The following is a 13,287-nucleotide window of genomic DNA, read 5'->3' on the forward strand; positions in this document are numbered from 1 at the left end:
GCGCCTTAACCATCGAACGCGCGCCTCAGCATGCGCGCAAGACGCGACGCTTCCGCTGCGGTGCCGACATTGGCAAAGCCGAGCACGAGGCCACTCAACGTGCGCTTCGTGCGTTTGCCCAGATACCACGCCGATAAACCGATCACCGCGAACCCTGCCTCGCGGGCGCGCGCGGCGACAGCGAGATCATCCACGGGACCGTCGCGGCCCGCATTGAAGATGGCCACCAGATGCATGCCGCCAGCGGGCAACTCTACGCTCAGCCTCGCCCCGAACGCCTGCACGAGCGCATCGGCAAGCAAGGTGCGACGCTCGTCGTACAACGCACGCATGCGCTTGAGATGCCGCGCGAAATGCCCTTGCGCGATAAAGTCCGCCACGGCCGCCTGCAATAGATACGGCGAGCCCGCGTTGGTGCTCCTCGTCAATTGCCCGAAGCGCGCGACGGCCCGCTCGGGCACAACCACATACGAAAGCCGCAAGCCGGGAAACAGCACCTTGCTGAAGGTGCCGCAATAAATCACGCGATCATCCCGGTCGAGGCTCTTCAACGCCGGCAACGGACGCCCGACGTAGCGAAACTCGCTGTCGTAATCATCTTCCACGATCCAGCTTCCCGCGCGATTCGCCCAGTCGAACAGCTTCATGCGCCGCGCGAGCGAAAGCGTGACGCCAAGCGGACTCTGATGCGACGGCGTAACGAACGCAAAGCGCGCATCCGGCGCGAGCGCCACGCCGCGTTCGACATCGAGACCTTCGTCATCGACCCGGACCGGCACGAGCCGCAGTCCCGCTTCGATGAGAAAGTTACGCGCGAGCAGATAGCCCGGTTCCTCGAACCACGCGCTGTCGCCCGGTCGAGCGAGGCCGCGCAAGACGAGTTCGAGCGTCGCGCGATAGCCGTTGGTCACGAACACCTGTTCCGGCGAGCATTCCACACCGCGCGACAAGCCGACATACGTTGCAATGTGCTCGCGCAACGGTCCATAGCCCGCTGGTTCCGGATAGGTGAGCGCGGCGACATCGCCGCTTCTCGCGCGATACGCCACGAGCCTGCTCCAGACCTTGCGCGGAAAGGCATCGAGCGCGGGCAGGCCGGGGCGTAGCGGCTTCGCGTCGTTGCCGATGTCATCCGCACGCGGAGGCTGCGCGGGCGCAAGCGCGCGGTCACGGCTCTTGCGCGATCGCGCGGCGGTCGCCGACGGAGGCAACGACGACGATACGAACGTACCCGCCGCGCCGCGCATGTGCAGATAGCCTTCGTTGACGAGGATGCTGTAGGCCAACTCCACCGTGCCGCGCGCGGTGTTGAGCTGCGTCGCCAAGCCTCGCAAGGCGGGCACGCGGTCGCCGGGCCGCAAATGCCCTGCCGCGATAGCCGACTTGAATCGCTCGCAAATCTGCAGATAGATCGGCAATTCCTCGCGCCGGTCGATTTCCATGTTCCACGCCATGACGCATCCTATGGCCTAGTCAATCTTGCGAATCTTGTCCCTTTTGGGTGAGCCATCATTCTTGCACAATGGCTTCAACCATTCATCCACTTGAAGAGGCTGGACATGAAGATTGTCGTTATTGGCGGAACGGGGCTCATCGGTGCGAAGGCAGTCGCCATTCTGCGCGCACAGGCTCACGATGTACTGGCCGCATCGTCGCGCGGCGGTGTGAATGCCGTCACGGGCGAAGGCTTGAAGGAAGCGTTGACGGGCGCGCACACGGTTATCGACGTAACGAACGCGCCTTCATGGGCGCCCGATGACGTGATGGCGTTCTTCCGCACGTCGACCATGAACCTGATCGAAGCCGGACACGCAGCGGGCGTGAAACATCATGTGGCGTTGTCGATTGTCGGCACGGATCGCATGCCGGACAACGGCTATTTTCGCGCAAAGGACCAGCAGGAAAAGCTGATTCGCGAATCGGGTTTGCCTTACACCGTCGTACGCGCGACGCAGTTCTTCGAGTTTCTGCAAGGCATCGCCGATGTCTGTACGAGCGATGACCAAACGCGTCTCTCGCCGCATCGATTTCAGCCGATTGCAGCGGACGACGTGGCGGCCATCGTCGCGGATATCGCGCTGACCGCGCCGCTGAATGGCGTGCTCGATATAGCCGGACCGGAGCGCGCGCCCATGAACGAATTGATATCGCGCTATCTTCAGGCGGTGAATGACACGCGCAATGTCGTCGTCGATACAAACGCCACGTACTTCGGCGGCACGCTCGAAGAAAATTCGCTCGTGCCGATCGCCGATGCGCGTCTGGGTCGCACGCGTCTTGCAGACTGGTTGCGCCGCGAAGCCTGAATCAGAAGATGTGCATCAGGCCGACATACGCACCCGTTTGCGATTCTCCCGCGAGCGGGCTCGTGCTGGGCGTCGTGTCGCGCGGCGTGGCGAACACCGAAAACGTGCCGTTCGCGCTGTTACGCACGTAGGCTACCGTGCCATAGACGAACGTGCGCTTGGTGAAGTTGTAGGTCGTGCCGAGCGCATAGAGCGTCGCGTGACTGGCTGGATCGTGCGCCGTATCGCCCGTGCCGTCGCCCACGTGAATGTAAAAGCCCGCGGCCGTCACGGCCCATTGCGGCGTCCACTGGTAAGTCGCGCCGAGCCAGTAGTGATCGGCGCTATCCGCCACGCCTGCGGGCGAATCCGGCGCGGCGTAGTGCGTGTACGCGGCCTGCAGCTTGAACTTGTCGACCTTCACGTTTGCACCGACAAAGTATTCGCGCGACGCCTGGAAGATGTTGTCGAGCCGGCCATCCACGCTGCGCAGTTCATCGTAGATGCCGCGCACGTCGAGCATCGACGAATGATAGGTGAGCATGATGCCGTCCGAGCGGCCGAACTCGCCTGCCGCGCCCTTGTTGAACGCGCCCGGCTGATTGCCGAACGCATACTGCCCCTGCACGTCGAGGCCATGAAACACCGGGCTGTGATATTCGACGTTATTGCTGCTTTGCTGCCAGTTGCGTCCTCTCACGAGCGATGCCGACGACACCGCCTGCTGCACGAAGGGATCGAATTCCCAGACGCCGTCGCTATCGATGAAAAGATTACGGCCGGCCTGCAATTGCCCCCACTCTTTCGAAGTCAGCCCCACATAAGCGCGCCGCGACCACATGCGTCCGCCGCCCGTTGTGCCGTTCATGATCTGCAAGGCGGTTTCGAGCGTGAAGATGGCCGACGTGCCGCCGCCCAGATTTTCGATACCTTTCAGCCCGAACATGCTTGTGCCCCAGTCGCCGCCTTCGGCGCTCCAGCGCGAGGACGTGCCGCCTTGACCGTTCGCCACGTGGTTCAGATATTCGATGCCGCCATCGAGACGGCCATACATGGTGACCGTGGATTGCGCATACGCGCCCGACGCAAAACCTGTCGATAAGAACAGGATACTTGCCGCTTTGATCAAACGATGTCTCATGATGTGTTGCACTCCTTTGACTGGCGCAATCTTATTGACGGAAGTATCTCCGGCAGCAACATAGCACCAACTCGCGAAGTCTTCACGAATGACGGCGATGGAACATGTTAAGCATACAATCGCGTCTCTCACCGACTCGAAGCCTCGCCGCATGATCAAGCCTAAACAACGCGACGCCGAACGCACGAAAGCGGCCTTGCTCGAAGCCGCCGCCGAAGCGTTCGCTCAAAACGGTTTCGCCTCCACGCGCGTGGAAGACGTCGCGCAAAGCGTCGGACTCACCAAACGGCTCGTCTTTTACTACTTCGATTCAAAAGAGAAACTGTATATCGCGACGCTCGAAGCGGCATATCAGCGCATCCGTCGCGAGGAAGAAGCGCTCGGCGACGCCAACATGCCACCACGCGAAGCGCTCGCGCAAATCTGCGCCTTCACGTTCGATTATTACGTGAGCCATCCGAGCTTCGTGCGGCTCGTGGCAAGCGAGAACATAGAAGGCGGCGCATTCCTCGCGAAATCGGGCGTGGTGCGCGAAAGCAATCAGGGCATCATTCGCCTGCTCGACGCCATCCTCGAACGCGGCCGCGAGCAAGGCGTATTTCGCCGCGATGTCAGCGCGAAGGACGTGCACATGACCATCAGCAGCCTGGCTTTTTTCTGCATCGCGAATCAGCACACCTTCGGCACGCTGTTCGATATCGACATGAAAGCCGAAGCGTTTCTCGTGGCCAAGCGCGCGCAGATCGTGGATATCGTCGACCGGTTTTTAATGCCTTCTAGCAGTTGACGGGGTCTTCTCCGTACCCGCCAGCCAGGACGCGCTTACGTTGAAACCGATTCAACCGGCGATTTCGAAGACAAGTTCGCCGGCGATTCTTATGTTTTTCTTATAAATGGCTTAAGGGACAAACCCAAGTATCTCTCTTGATTCGGATCGCTAAGATTCTCCTCGAAGTTGTACGACCACATGAGAAGATTGCGCCGCCTTATCGGATGACATCAGGCAGCGTTCTCCCTCGGATGACGTATTCAAACAACGAGGCTTTGACCCAAGCATGAGAAATTGCATCCACAGCAGTTCAAAGAGAGAAACCAAGAGCAGTCCGTCGCGGATCGCGGCCGCGTGGCTTTTATCGGTTACGACGGCTTTCGCGCTCGGCGCTTGCGGCGGCTCTTCGTCCACGCCGACAAACGCGGCGGTCGAGAATAACGGCGAAGCACCGGCGGCTTCGGCGGCTTCAGCGGCTTCAGCGGCTTCGGCGGCTTCGGCGGCTTCGGCGGCTTCGGCGGCTGCGCCTGCATCGGCAGCTATTCCTGCATCGACCGCTACACCGGCGCCAACCGCCTCCGACGCCACGCCTGCGCAAACCGCGTCCGATGCCGCGCCCGCCAGTGACTCGGCCGTCGTCACGCCGCCCGCAGGCTTCAAGGTCGGCACGACGCTCTACGACGCCGCATTGCCGCCCGAACCGTCGTTGCCCACCGCCGCGCAAGTCTGCAAGGAACTGCCCGCCACGCTCTCCGCGCTGCCAAACGGCCTCCTGCCCGATAGCGCCGACGCCACCGACACTGCGCCCGACACCGCGCGCATTCAGGCCGCGCTCAACGACTGCGCGAACAAGTCGAGCACGAGTCTCGCGACCAACAAGGCCGTGCATCTGATGGCCGGATCGGGCGGCGCGAACGCGTTTCTCGCAGGCGCGCTGACCATGCCGACCGGCATCACCTTGTGGATCGATCAGGGCGTCACGCTCTTCGCGTCGCGCGACCCACGTCAGTACGACAAGACCAAGGGGACGGCGAGTTGCGGCGTCATCACCGCGAGCGACAACGGCTGCCTCGCGCTCATCAACGCGAGCAAGGTCGCCAATGTCGCGGTGATGGGCGACGGTGTCATCGACGGGCGCGGCGGCAGTCCCCTCGTGAGCAGCGTGCCGAACGACCCGAATCTGCTCAAACGCCCCGACGGCACCACCATGAGCTGGTGGGACATCGGCTGGAAGGCCAACAAGGTGCTGAATCAGGCGCAGAACAATCCGCGCCTCGTCCAGATCAGCAACGGGCGCAATTTCACGTTGTACCGCGTGACGTTGCAGAATGCGCCGAAGTTCCATGTGGTGCCGAGCGGCATCGACGGCTTCACGGCATGGGCCGTCAAGATCTACACGCCGACGGCCGCCTATGAAGCCATGACGAACTATCTCGGCATGCCGTATAGCCCCGCCACCGCGAAGAACACCGACGGCATCGATCCCGGCAGTTCGGGCGTCATCACGAGCAATGCGGGCAATCCCGGCAGGCTCGCGGGGGACGCGAGCAACATCCTGATCGCCTATTCGTTCATCCGCACCGGCGACGACAACATGGCGATCAAGGGCGGCACGGGCACGGTCAACGGCCGGACCTATAACCTCACCGTTGCGCATAGTCACTTCTACGAAGGCCACGGCATGTCGATCGGCAGCGAAACCGCTGGCACCGACAACGGCGCGGCCAATCCGGATGTCGTCGCGGTCAACGGCGTCTTGCCGAGCGTGAGCAACGTCAATGTCTACGATCTCGCGATCGACGGCGCGGACAACGGCCTGCGCATCAAGTCGGACTGGAGCCGCAGCGGACTGATCTCGAACATCCGCTATTCGAACATTTGCATCCGCACGCCTTCGTCGTCGCCGGACGGCAACCCGCAGGCACTCATCTTCTCGCCGTATTACAGCGCGACGAAGAATGGCGGCCTTTATCCGAACATGCAGGGCATCGCGCTCGATGGCGTGCGTATCGTGAATGCATCGAGCTATACGTTTCAGGGCTTCAATTCGGCAAGTCCCATCATGCAAGGCTCCGGATGGTCCGGCGGCACGGCGGGTGTGCCGAATCCGCCGGTCGTGAATCCGCTCGTGATTTCGCTCAACAACGTTATCGCGGATATGGCGCCGGCTGGCTTCGCCGTGTCGGATGCGCTTATTGCCATTGGCGCGGATGGAACGAATCTGCCCTTTCAGACCGCCGGCAGCGTGACGGTCACGCGTTCGACCAACACGGGCACGTCAGGCCCGGTCGATTGCAGCGCCGCCTTCGTGCCTTTCCCGGGGCAAGGCGCGTAACGCAATAAGACACGCAAATAAAAAACGGGCGGCTCCCGCATGAGCCGCCCGCAAGGTACTGCAAGAACCGCGATGCTTACTTCTGTGCGATGGTCGCCTTGTTGCCCGTGCCCGTTTGCGTCACGACAGCCGTGTTGCCGTAGCCAGCTTGCGTCACCGATGCGTTGTTGCCCAGGCCAATCTGCGTGATCACGCCGACGTTGTTGGCGCCCGTTTGCGACGAGGTCGCGGCGTTGCCGAAGCCTGCTTGCGTCAGCAGCAAGTCTTCATACGAGCCCGACTGCGAAGCCTTCGCCGTGTTCAGATCGCCGATTTGCGACGACACGATGTTCGATTCACCCGCGCTGTCCTGCGTCAGATCGGCCTTGTTCGACGAGCCGAGTTGCAGCGAGCTTGCCGTGTTGCCGCCGCCGAAGCGCTGTGCAACCGAAGCCGTGTTGTTGCTGCCGGTCTGGACGACGGTCGCGTGGTCGTTCGAAGCGTACAGTTGATCGACGTAAGCGGTGTTGAACGCGGCGCCCGACTGAACGATGTTGGTCGTCTCGTTTTGCGCGTTGATCTGATGCACGCTTGCAAGGTTCGGCAAGTTGGCGCCGCTCTGGTCGATGGTCGTGTGGTTGTTGCCACCGTTGGTCGACGAGACGTTGGCGATTTCCGCGCCGTTCTGCGTGATCTTGACCGTGTCGGCGTATTCGTTGTTTTGCTGAACCGACGTGTCGGTCACGCCGCCCGTTTGCGTCACGGTCGTGTCGTTGTAGCCGCCGCCCGTGGTTTGCACCACGGCCTTGCCGTGGTCACGGTCTTGCGAAATCTTCACCGTGTTGCCGATCGTGGCCGATTGCGTCACGGTGGCTTCGCCGCCGTCGATCTTGCCAAGCGTCGAACCTTGATTGATGGTGACGGTGTTCGAGCCGCCGCCCGTTTGCGAGATCGTCGACTTGCTGTTGGCGCCGTATTGGTTGACGGTGTCCTTGTCTTGCGACGCGTTGGTTTGCGTTACGTTGGCCGTCGAGTTCGTGCCGTTCTGCGAGATGCGGGTGGTTTCGCTGTGTGCGCCGTCTTGCGTGACCGTCGCGCCGAGCTTCGAGTTCGCCGCGCCGCTCAGTTGCTTGATGTCGGTGTCGTTGTTCGAGCCGTTCGACGACGTGACAGTAGCTTGCGCGTTGTTCGCGCCTTGCAGAACATTGACCGTGTCGTTGCTCGATGCCGTCTGCGTCACGGTAGCCGTGTTGCCGGCGCCGATCTGCGTCACGAAGGCTTTTTCGCCTACCGACGAGTTGTCGGCGAAAGCTGCCGTCGATGCCAGTGCTGCCAGACCCATAGCGATGATAGATGCCTTGACTTTCATTTTTATGCCTCGTTGATTTGATATTTTGAGTACTTCGATTAGTCACCCTAACGGCTGACGGCCCCTACCGTCAGCCGGCACGACTCCACCTACTCTCCTGCATCACACCTTACTGCGTTACCGCGGTCTCCTCTCACCCTGGCACTCGACCATGGCGTTCAGGCACCTACTTCATGAGGACCGAAGCCCTCGCGCCGCCCGTCTGCGTCACAGACACGCCTGCGCCGTTGCGGCTTTGCAGGATGGAAACCTCGTTGCCGGCGCCGTACTGCGTCACCTGCGAAGACATCGAGGAACCGATCTGCGTGACCGCTGCTGCATTACCGCTGCCGCTCTGCACCGTGACCGAGCGGTTGTTCGTTCCGGCCTGATAACCGGCGTACTGGTTGCCGCTGCCCGACTGCGAAAGCGCCGTCCAGTTGTCGTTGCCTGCCTGCGCCGTCGCGGCGGCGTTCGCCACGCCCGCCTGATTGGCGAGCAGCACGTTCTGTCCTGCCTGCAGGCCGACGATGCGATTGCCCGCGCCCGCCTGATTGACACGCGCCGTCTGCCCGCCGAAGCCCGGCTCCGAAGGACCGAAGTCCGAGATCGGCGAGAGGTCCGCCGCGAACACCGCGAGCGATGCACTCACGACCGCGCCGCACGCCGCGAGCAGCGCGATTTTCGGGGCGCGTGTCAAGGAACGCATTGACTTCATTTCAGTCTCCTCCATCAATGTGCCTTAACTCTTGGCCGCCGATGCGCTCGGCGGATCGATCTTCTCGGGGCTATACGCGGGATTGATCTGCTCCATCGTCGCGGCATAGCCCTGGTTTTCCTGCAAGTAGCGCTGCATGGTCGGGTCATACCAGTCCTTCGTGTCCTTGAGCGACCACGACTGATTGGCCACGCCTTGCACGATCAGATGCACGAGCGCCGATTCGATCGCTTCGTTCACGCACAACTGTTGCGGCTCGTTGCGCGTCATGCCGAGTTCGGCCTGCAACAGATCCTTGAAGCCGATGAAGCGGTACACGCCCGTATCGACCTGAATCGAATAGATGGTCTTGGTGGTCGAGACGCTGTTGAGAATGGTGCCGTTGCGAATATCCACGGCACGCAGGTTCACCGTCACCTGATCCACGCGATACTGCTGCGACGCCGAAATCCCCAGATACGCGACGCCCGCGCCGCCCGTGCGAATGTTCGAGTCGTAGCCGACGATGCCGCCTTCCAGCACGATGCTCGCCGGCGCCAGCGACCCTATCTGCGGAATCGCGCGGTTCTTGTCGTCGGGCGTTTCGAGCGCCCGCATGATCTTGCGTTCGGTGAGCAGGTCCTGGAGATTCTCGCGTTCGACCGGCGTGAACCAGCCCGAATCGCGCATGGCTTTCACGAGGAACGACGCGCCGCCTTGCGTCACTTGCGAGGAAAACGAACTATCCGGCGACGGCTTGTATTGGCCCGTCAAATCGCGAAAGCCATACACGGCGGCAACGATGCGTCCCTTCGGCGGCGGCAGATGCGTGAGATCGCGGGTCACGCGCGTCGGCGGCGTGAGGGTTGCGTTTCCCGCCGAGGGCATCGGCGCGGTCACGCAACCGGTGAGCAGCATCGAGCCGATGACGGCGGCGCCGAGCGCGGCGCGCATCGCGGAAAATTTGAAGTTGTTCTTGTTCATGACGATGTTCGAGCTCACTGTCCGTTGCCAACGACGAAGGTCGTCGATGCGCCCGTGGTCTTGTCCGTGGTCGTCACTTGCAGATTGCCGCCCGTGACTTGCGTGATCGCAATCGAGAAGTTGCCCGTATTGATCGTGCCCGGATGCAAGGTGCCGTCGGTGCCGACGATCGAGCTCGAAATCGACGATGCGACGCGCGACAGGATCGCCTGCTGCAGTTGCGTGTTGAACTGGTCGAGCGTGGACTGGCTGCTCGTGCCGAGATCCGACAGCGACGGGTCCTTGTACTTGTTCTGGGCGTTCGCTTCGTTGAGCAGGTTTGTGCCATTCAGCGGATTGCCGCCGAAGTTCGGATTGACCGGTTCGTAGACGAGCGAGGTGGCGTGTGCGGCGGCGAGCGTCGTCGAGAGCGCGCAGGCGAGCATCGCGCGTTTTGCGGGCGCAGTGATCTTCATCGTGAATCCCCGTAATTGGCCGTGTTGCTTTTTTTAGAGTTCGTCCGTCGCCATGTCGGCGTCGCGGAACAAGAGGCGCGATATGTCGGCCTGCATGACGTTCTGAAACGCGATCTGGGCCGCGTTTTCCGCCACCGGCTTCACATTGGAGCGAGCGATCGGCAGGAACGCCTGGAACACGCGGCGTTGCCCGAACTCGACCCACACGAGGCTGCCGTAGCGCGCCGAGGGCCGCTCGTGCACCGAGACGATGTAGCGCTCGGAGAGGGGAATCGCGCCCCATGCCTGCGCGAACCAGTTGTAGAAGTCCTGGCCGGCGAGCGTCACGGTGTCGGTGGTGACGACGCCGCCGAGCGCATCGTCGAGCGGCTTCTGACCGTTGACGTCGGCGCCGCGGGCACGCGGGGTATCGGCGAGGGTATCGCCCCTGTCGAGCGATGACGAACCGTTCACCGTGCCGCGCGAGCTGAGAGGCGCACCATTGGCGGCGGGCAGCGCGGTGCCGCGGTTCAGCGGGCTGGGCGTCGGCGTGCTCGGCAGCGAAATGAGCGGCTGAGCTTGCGCCGAGGTCGTCACATGCGTGGCGATGGCCGGCGCTTCCGCGTCCTGCGCGTGAGCGCCCGTGATACTTCCCCAAAACGTGATGCACACTGCGGTCGTTCGCCGGAGGGTTTTGAAACCCTTCTCGAGCGAATTGTTTTTATCTCGCTGCATGACTTCCCCGTATGCCTCTGGCCGCTATGGTGCTGCCTTGAAGCGTTTGTTTTTATTCGTAAGACGGAACCGATTCTGATCGAGACGCGACGGCTTTTATGTTGTCGTCGCCACATTCGACTGAGGAAAGTCGCAAGAAATGAAAACGTATTGGAAAGGCCACTCAAAGCCAGTTGAAAATCACTGTAAAGAAACGTTTGCCGATGCCGTTAATCGGTGCAGAGCGTGCCAAATTAGGGTTTTCCACAGGCAGCGCCGCTGACAGAATTGATTGCGATTAGAGATAACGATGGTTTTCAGCTACAGAGATATGTTGGTCACGCCGGCGGCAGTCCGGCATGGAGATGCGTTTGCCGCGATGGCGCGCATTCAGGACGTGGACGGCCGCGAGCGCTCGGTGCAACTGCCGGGGGAATTCGATTGCGTGGAAGAAGCGATCAGGTTTGCGATCGCTTCGGGGTTCGAGTATATCGATGGGACTTGTAATTGAGGGGTTCAGCGCTGTCTGGACTGGCGGCGGCGCTAGCCGCTACCGCGCCTTCAACACCCTCAACCCCGAATCATTCAACGCATTGCCCACGCGCGCTTCGCTTTCGGCTGGCGCCTTTTTCACTTCGCGAATCGACAGATACCGCAGGCAGCACACGCGCAAGAATGAGGCGAAGTTGGTTGGCATCTCGCCACGCAGTGCGATCAACTCGTCGTAGAGCTTCACCGCGAACTGACTCGTTGTCAGATTTTCGCGCTCCGCGATTTCCTGCAGCACATCCCAGAACAGATTCTCCAGCCTGACCGTGGTGATCACTCCGTGAATGCGCAGCGAGCGCGTGCGCGATTCATACAGAATCGGATCGGCGTTGATATAAACCCCGCACATGAGAAAGCCCTCCCGTGATTGCCGGTCAACCCTACTCCCGGGCGACTCGTCCAGCAATCGAGTCGGACCCGGAAGCATGGCAGGCATTAGTGCATCCATTCAAACGCGGCGCGCGTTCATCTGTCCCGCGATGTAATCCGCCTGCCGGATCGCGAGCGTCACGATGGTGAGCGTCGGATTTTCCGCCGCGCCCGTCGTGAACTGGCTGCCGTCGGAGATATACAGGTTCGCAACCTCGTGGGTCTGGCCATGCTTGTTGCACACGCCGTCCTCGGCGCGCGCGCTCATGCGGGCCGTGCCGAGATTGTGCGTCGATGGATACGGCGGCACGCGATACGTCATCTTCGCGCCGGCCGCCTCGTACACGGCGCTGCCCTGCTTGTAGGCATGCTCGCGCATTGCTTGGTCGTTCGGATGATCGTCGAAATGGACGTTCGCCACCGGCTGGCCGTATTGATCCTTCACGTCCGAATTGAGCGTCACGCGATTCGTCTCGCGCGGCATGTCCTCGCCGACGATCCACATGCCGGCTGTGTAAGCGTACTGATCCATGGTCTGCGCGAAGCTCGGACCCCACGTGCCCGGATCCACGAAAGCAGCATAAAACGGCAGACCGAGCGACACCGTTTCCAGATGGTAGCCACCCGCGAAACCGCGCTTGGGATCGAACACGGCTTCATCCTCGATGATGCCCGCCATCGTCGTGCCCTTGAACATCTCGACCTTGTCTTCGAACACGCCGTAGACCGAACCCGTCGTGTGGCGCATATAGTTGCGGCCCACCTGTCCCGAGCCGTTCGCGAGCCCGTCCGGAAACTTGCTCGATTGCGAGTTCAGCAAGAGGCGCGGCGTCTCGATGGAATTGCCCGCCACCGCGACGACGCGCGCTTTCTGACGTTGCAGCTTGCCGCTCGCGTCGTAGTAGACGACGCCGCTCGCCTTGCCGCGCGCATCGTGTTCAATGCGCACCACGTGCGCCTGCGTGCGCAACTCCATGTGCCCCGTGGCCTGCGCGCGCGGCAGTTCGGTATAGAGCGTCGACCACTTCGCGCCCATGCGGCAGCCTTGAAAGCAGAAGCCACGCTGGAAGCAATGCGCGCGGTCGTCGCGCACGGTGCTGTTGATCGCCATGTGGCCGGTGTTGCATTCCTTGTATCCGACCTTCTCCGCGCCCGCCGACATCACCTTGAAGTTGTTGTTGCCGGGCAGTCCGGGGAAACCGTTGGTGCGCGTGACACCCAGCTTCTTCTCTGCGCGGTCGTAGTACGGGTTCAGCTCGTCGCGCGTGACGGGCCAGTCGAGCAGGTTCGCGTCCTTGATATCGCCATACGTGGACTTCGCCTTGAACTCCCACGGCTGGATGCGCAGGCTCGCGCCCGCCCAGTGCACGGTGGTGCCGCCCACCGTCTTGCAGATCCATGCGGGCAGATTCGGGAAGTCCTTCGCCACGCGCCACGACCCGGACGTCGTGCGCTTGTCGAGCCACGACAGCATTTGGAACGCGTTCCATTCCTCCGTCGCAAAATCGCTTTGCGTATGCGAGCCGCCCGCTTCCAACACCACCACGTCGATCCCTTTCTGCGCAAGTTCGTTGGCGAGCGTCCCGCCGCCCGCGCCCGAACCGATGATGACGACCACATGGTCGTCGCTCTGCTTGAACTGCACCTTGTTGCCTGCGTACATGTCTGTCTCCGCTGTGTCCG

Annotated in this window: 13 protein-coding genes; 4 read left to right on the forward strand and 9 right to left on the reverse strand. The window is 61.9% G+C overall.

The window, feature by feature from the left end:
- Nucleotides 1-5: 5 nt before the first annotated feature.
- Nucleotides 6-1,454 (reverse strand): MocR-like pyridoxine biosynthesis transcription factor PdxR, encoded by a 1,449-nt coding sequence (gene pdxR, locus NCT03_RS23960; RefSeq protein ID WP_250494168.1) that lies wholly within the window; start codon nucleotides 1,452-1,454, stop codon nucleotides 6-8.
- Between the two features lie 105 nt (nucleotides 1,455-1,559).
- Here pdxR and NCT03_RS23965 point away from each other — a divergent pair, with 105 nt between their 5' ends.
- Nucleotides 1,560-2,306 (forward strand): SDR family oxidoreductase, encoded by a 747-nt coding sequence (locus NCT03_RS23965; protein ID WP_250494169.1) that lies wholly within the window; start codon nucleotides 1,560-1,562, stop codon nucleotides 2,304-2,306.
- Nucleotide 2,307: 1 nt separating this feature from the next.
- On the opposite strand, the gene NCT03_RS23970 is transcribed toward NCT03_RS23965, so the two are convergent.
- A complete protein-coding gene (locus NCT03_RS23970) occupies nucleotides 2,308-3,426 on the reverse strand; it encodes a porin (RefSeq protein WP_284503441.1) in 1,119 nt (372 codons plus the stop codon).
- Between the two features lie 151 nt (nucleotides 3,427-3,577).
- On the opposite strand from NCT03_RS23970, the gene NCT03_RS23975 reads away from it, so the two are divergent.
- Both NCT03_RS23975 and NCT03_RS23980 read left to right on the forward strand, forming a co-directional pair.
- Nucleotides 3,578-4,213: a TetR/AcrR family transcriptional regulator gene (locus tag NCT03_RS23975; RefSeq protein WP_244830063.1), complete on the forward strand. Its 636-nt coding sequence runs from the start codon at nucleotides 3,578-3,580 to the stop codon at nucleotides 4,211-4,213.
- Nucleotides 4,214-4,481: 268 nt separating this feature from the next.
- Entirely contained in the window at nucleotides 4,482-6,530 is a 2,049-nt protein-coding gene (locus NCT03_RS23980; RefSeq protein WP_250494170.1) for a glycoside hydrolase family 28 protein, read from the forward strand.
- A 76-nt stretch (nucleotides 6,531-6,606) separates the two neighbouring features.
- Here the strand turns inward: NCT03_RS23980 and NCT03_RS23985 are convergent, their stop codons facing one another.
- The 5 genes from NCT03_RS23985 to NCT03_RS24005 all read right to left on the reverse strand — a co-directional run bounded on the left by NCT03_RS23985 (nucleotide 6,607) and on the right by NCT03_RS24005 (nucleotide 10,707).
- Entirely contained in the window at nucleotides 6,607-7,878 is a 1,272-nt protein-coding gene (locus NCT03_RS23985; protein WP_250494171.1) for a hypothetical protein, read from the reverse strand.
- 166 nt (nucleotides 7,879-8,044) lie between these two features.
- Nucleotides 8,045-8,575 (reverse strand): hypothetical protein, encoded by a 531-nt coding sequence (locus tag NCT03_RS23990; RefSeq protein WP_250494172.1) that lies wholly within the window; start codon nucleotides 8,573-8,575, stop codon nucleotides 8,045-8,047.
- A 24-nt stretch (nucleotides 8,576-8,599) separates the two neighbouring features.
- Complete coding sequence (locus NCT03_RS23995) at nucleotides 8,600-9,538, reverse strand: CsgG/HfaB family protein (protein WP_244830057.1); 939 nt, start codon at nucleotides 9,536-9,538, stop codon at nucleotides 8,600-8,602.
- 14 nt (nucleotides 9,539-9,552) lie between these two features.
- Entirely contained in the window at nucleotides 9,553-9,993 is a 441-nt protein-coding gene (locus NCT03_RS24000; protein ID WP_250468527.1) for a curli assembly protein CsgF, read from the reverse strand.
- 33 nt (nucleotides 9,994-10,026) lie between these two features.
- On the reverse strand, nucleotides 10,027-10,707 hold the full coding sequence (locus NCT03_RS24005) for a CsgE family curli-type amyloid fiber assembly protein (protein WP_250494173.1): 681 nt from the start codon (nucleotides 10,705-10,707) through the stop codon (nucleotides 10,027-10,029).
- Nucleotides 10,708-10,996: 289 nt separating this feature from the next.
- Here NCT03_RS24005 and NCT03_RS24010 point away from each other — a divergent pair, with 289 nt between their 5' ends.
- The gene (locus NCT03_RS24010; protein WP_244830052.1) at nucleotides 10,997-11,197 is read left to right on the forward strand and encodes a hypothetical protein; all 201 of its coding nucleotides are present in this window, start codon (nucleotides 10,997-10,999) and stop codon (nucleotides 11,195-11,197) included.
- Nucleotides 11,198-11,236: 39 nt separating this feature from the next.
- Here NCT03_RS24010 and NCT03_RS24015 read toward each other — a convergent pair whose 3' ends face one another.
- Together NCT03_RS24015 and NCT03_RS24020 are read right to left on the reverse strand one after the other, a co-directional pair.
- A complete protein-coding gene (locus tag NCT03_RS24015) occupies nucleotides 11,237-11,584 on the reverse strand; it encodes a ribbon-helix-helix domain-containing protein (RefSeq protein WP_244830050.1) in 348 nt (115 codons plus the stop codon).
- Nucleotides 11,585-11,683: 99 nt separating this feature from the next.
- A complete protein-coding gene (locus NCT03_RS24020) occupies nucleotides 11,684-13,267 on the reverse strand; it encodes a GMC family oxidoreductase (protein WP_250494174.1) in 1,584 nt (527 codons plus the stop codon).
- Nucleotides 13,268-13,287 lie beyond the last annotated feature (20 nt).

This window comes from Caballeronia sp. GAWG1-1, assembly GCF_023631465.1.
Lineage (GTDB): Bacteria > Pseudomonadota > Gammaproteobacteria > Burkholderiales > Burkholderiaceae > Caballeronia.

Bases quoted from the DNA above. Each gene is read 5' to 3' on its own strand.
- NCT03_RS24010 (WP_244830052.1), top strand. From the start codon at position 10,997: ATGGTTTTCAGCTACAGAGATATGTTGGTCACGCCGGCGGCAGTCCGG.
- NCT03_RS23980 (WP_250494170.1), top strand. From the start codon at position 4,482: ATGAGAAATTGCATCCACAGCAGTTCAAAGAGAGAAACCAAGAGCAGT.
- NCT03_RS23995 (WP_244830057.1), bottom strand. From the start codon at position 9,538: ATGAACAAGAACAACTTCAAATTTTCCGCGATGCGCGCCGCGCTCGGC.
- NCT03_RS23965 (WP_250494169.1), top strand. From the start codon at position 1,560: ATGAAGATTGTCGTTATTGGCGGAACGGGGCTCATCGGTGCGAAGGCA.
- NCT03_RS24000 (WP_250468527.1), bottom strand. From the start codon at position 9,993: ATGAAGATCACTGCGCCCGCAAAACGCGCGATGCTCGCCTGCGCGCTC.
- NCT03_RS23990 (WP_250494172.1), bottom strand. From the start codon at position 8,575: ATGAAGTCAATGCGTTCCTTGACACGCGCCCCGAAAATCGCGCTGCTC.
- NCT03_RS24005 (WP_250494173.1), bottom strand. From the start codon at position 10,707: ATGCAGCGAGATAAAAACAATTCGCTCGAGAAGGGTTTCAAAACCCTC.
- NCT03_RS24015 (WP_244830050.1), bottom strand. From the start codon at position 11,584: ATGTGCGGGGTTTATATCAACGCCGATCCGATTCTGTATGAATCGCGC.
- pdxR (WP_250494168.1), bottom strand. From the start codon at position 1,454: ATGGCGTGGAACATGGAAATCGACCGGCGCGAGGAATTGCCGATCTAT.
- NCT03_RS23970 (WP_284503441.1), bottom strand. From the start codon at position 3,426: ATGAGACATCGTTTGATCAAAGCGGCAAGTATCCTGTTCTTATCGACA.
- NCT03_RS24020 (WP_250494174.1), bottom strand. From the start codon at position 13,267: ATGTACGCAGGCAACAAGGTGCAGTTCAAGCAGAGCGACGACCATGTG.
- NCT03_RS23975 (WP_244830063.1), top strand. From the start codon at position 3,578: ATGATCAAGCCTAAACAACGCGACGCCGAACGCACGAAAGCGGCCTTG.
- NCT03_RS23985 (WP_250494171.1), bottom strand. From the start codon at position 7,878: ATGAAAGTCAAGGCATCTATCATCGCTATGGGTCTGGCAGCACTGGCA.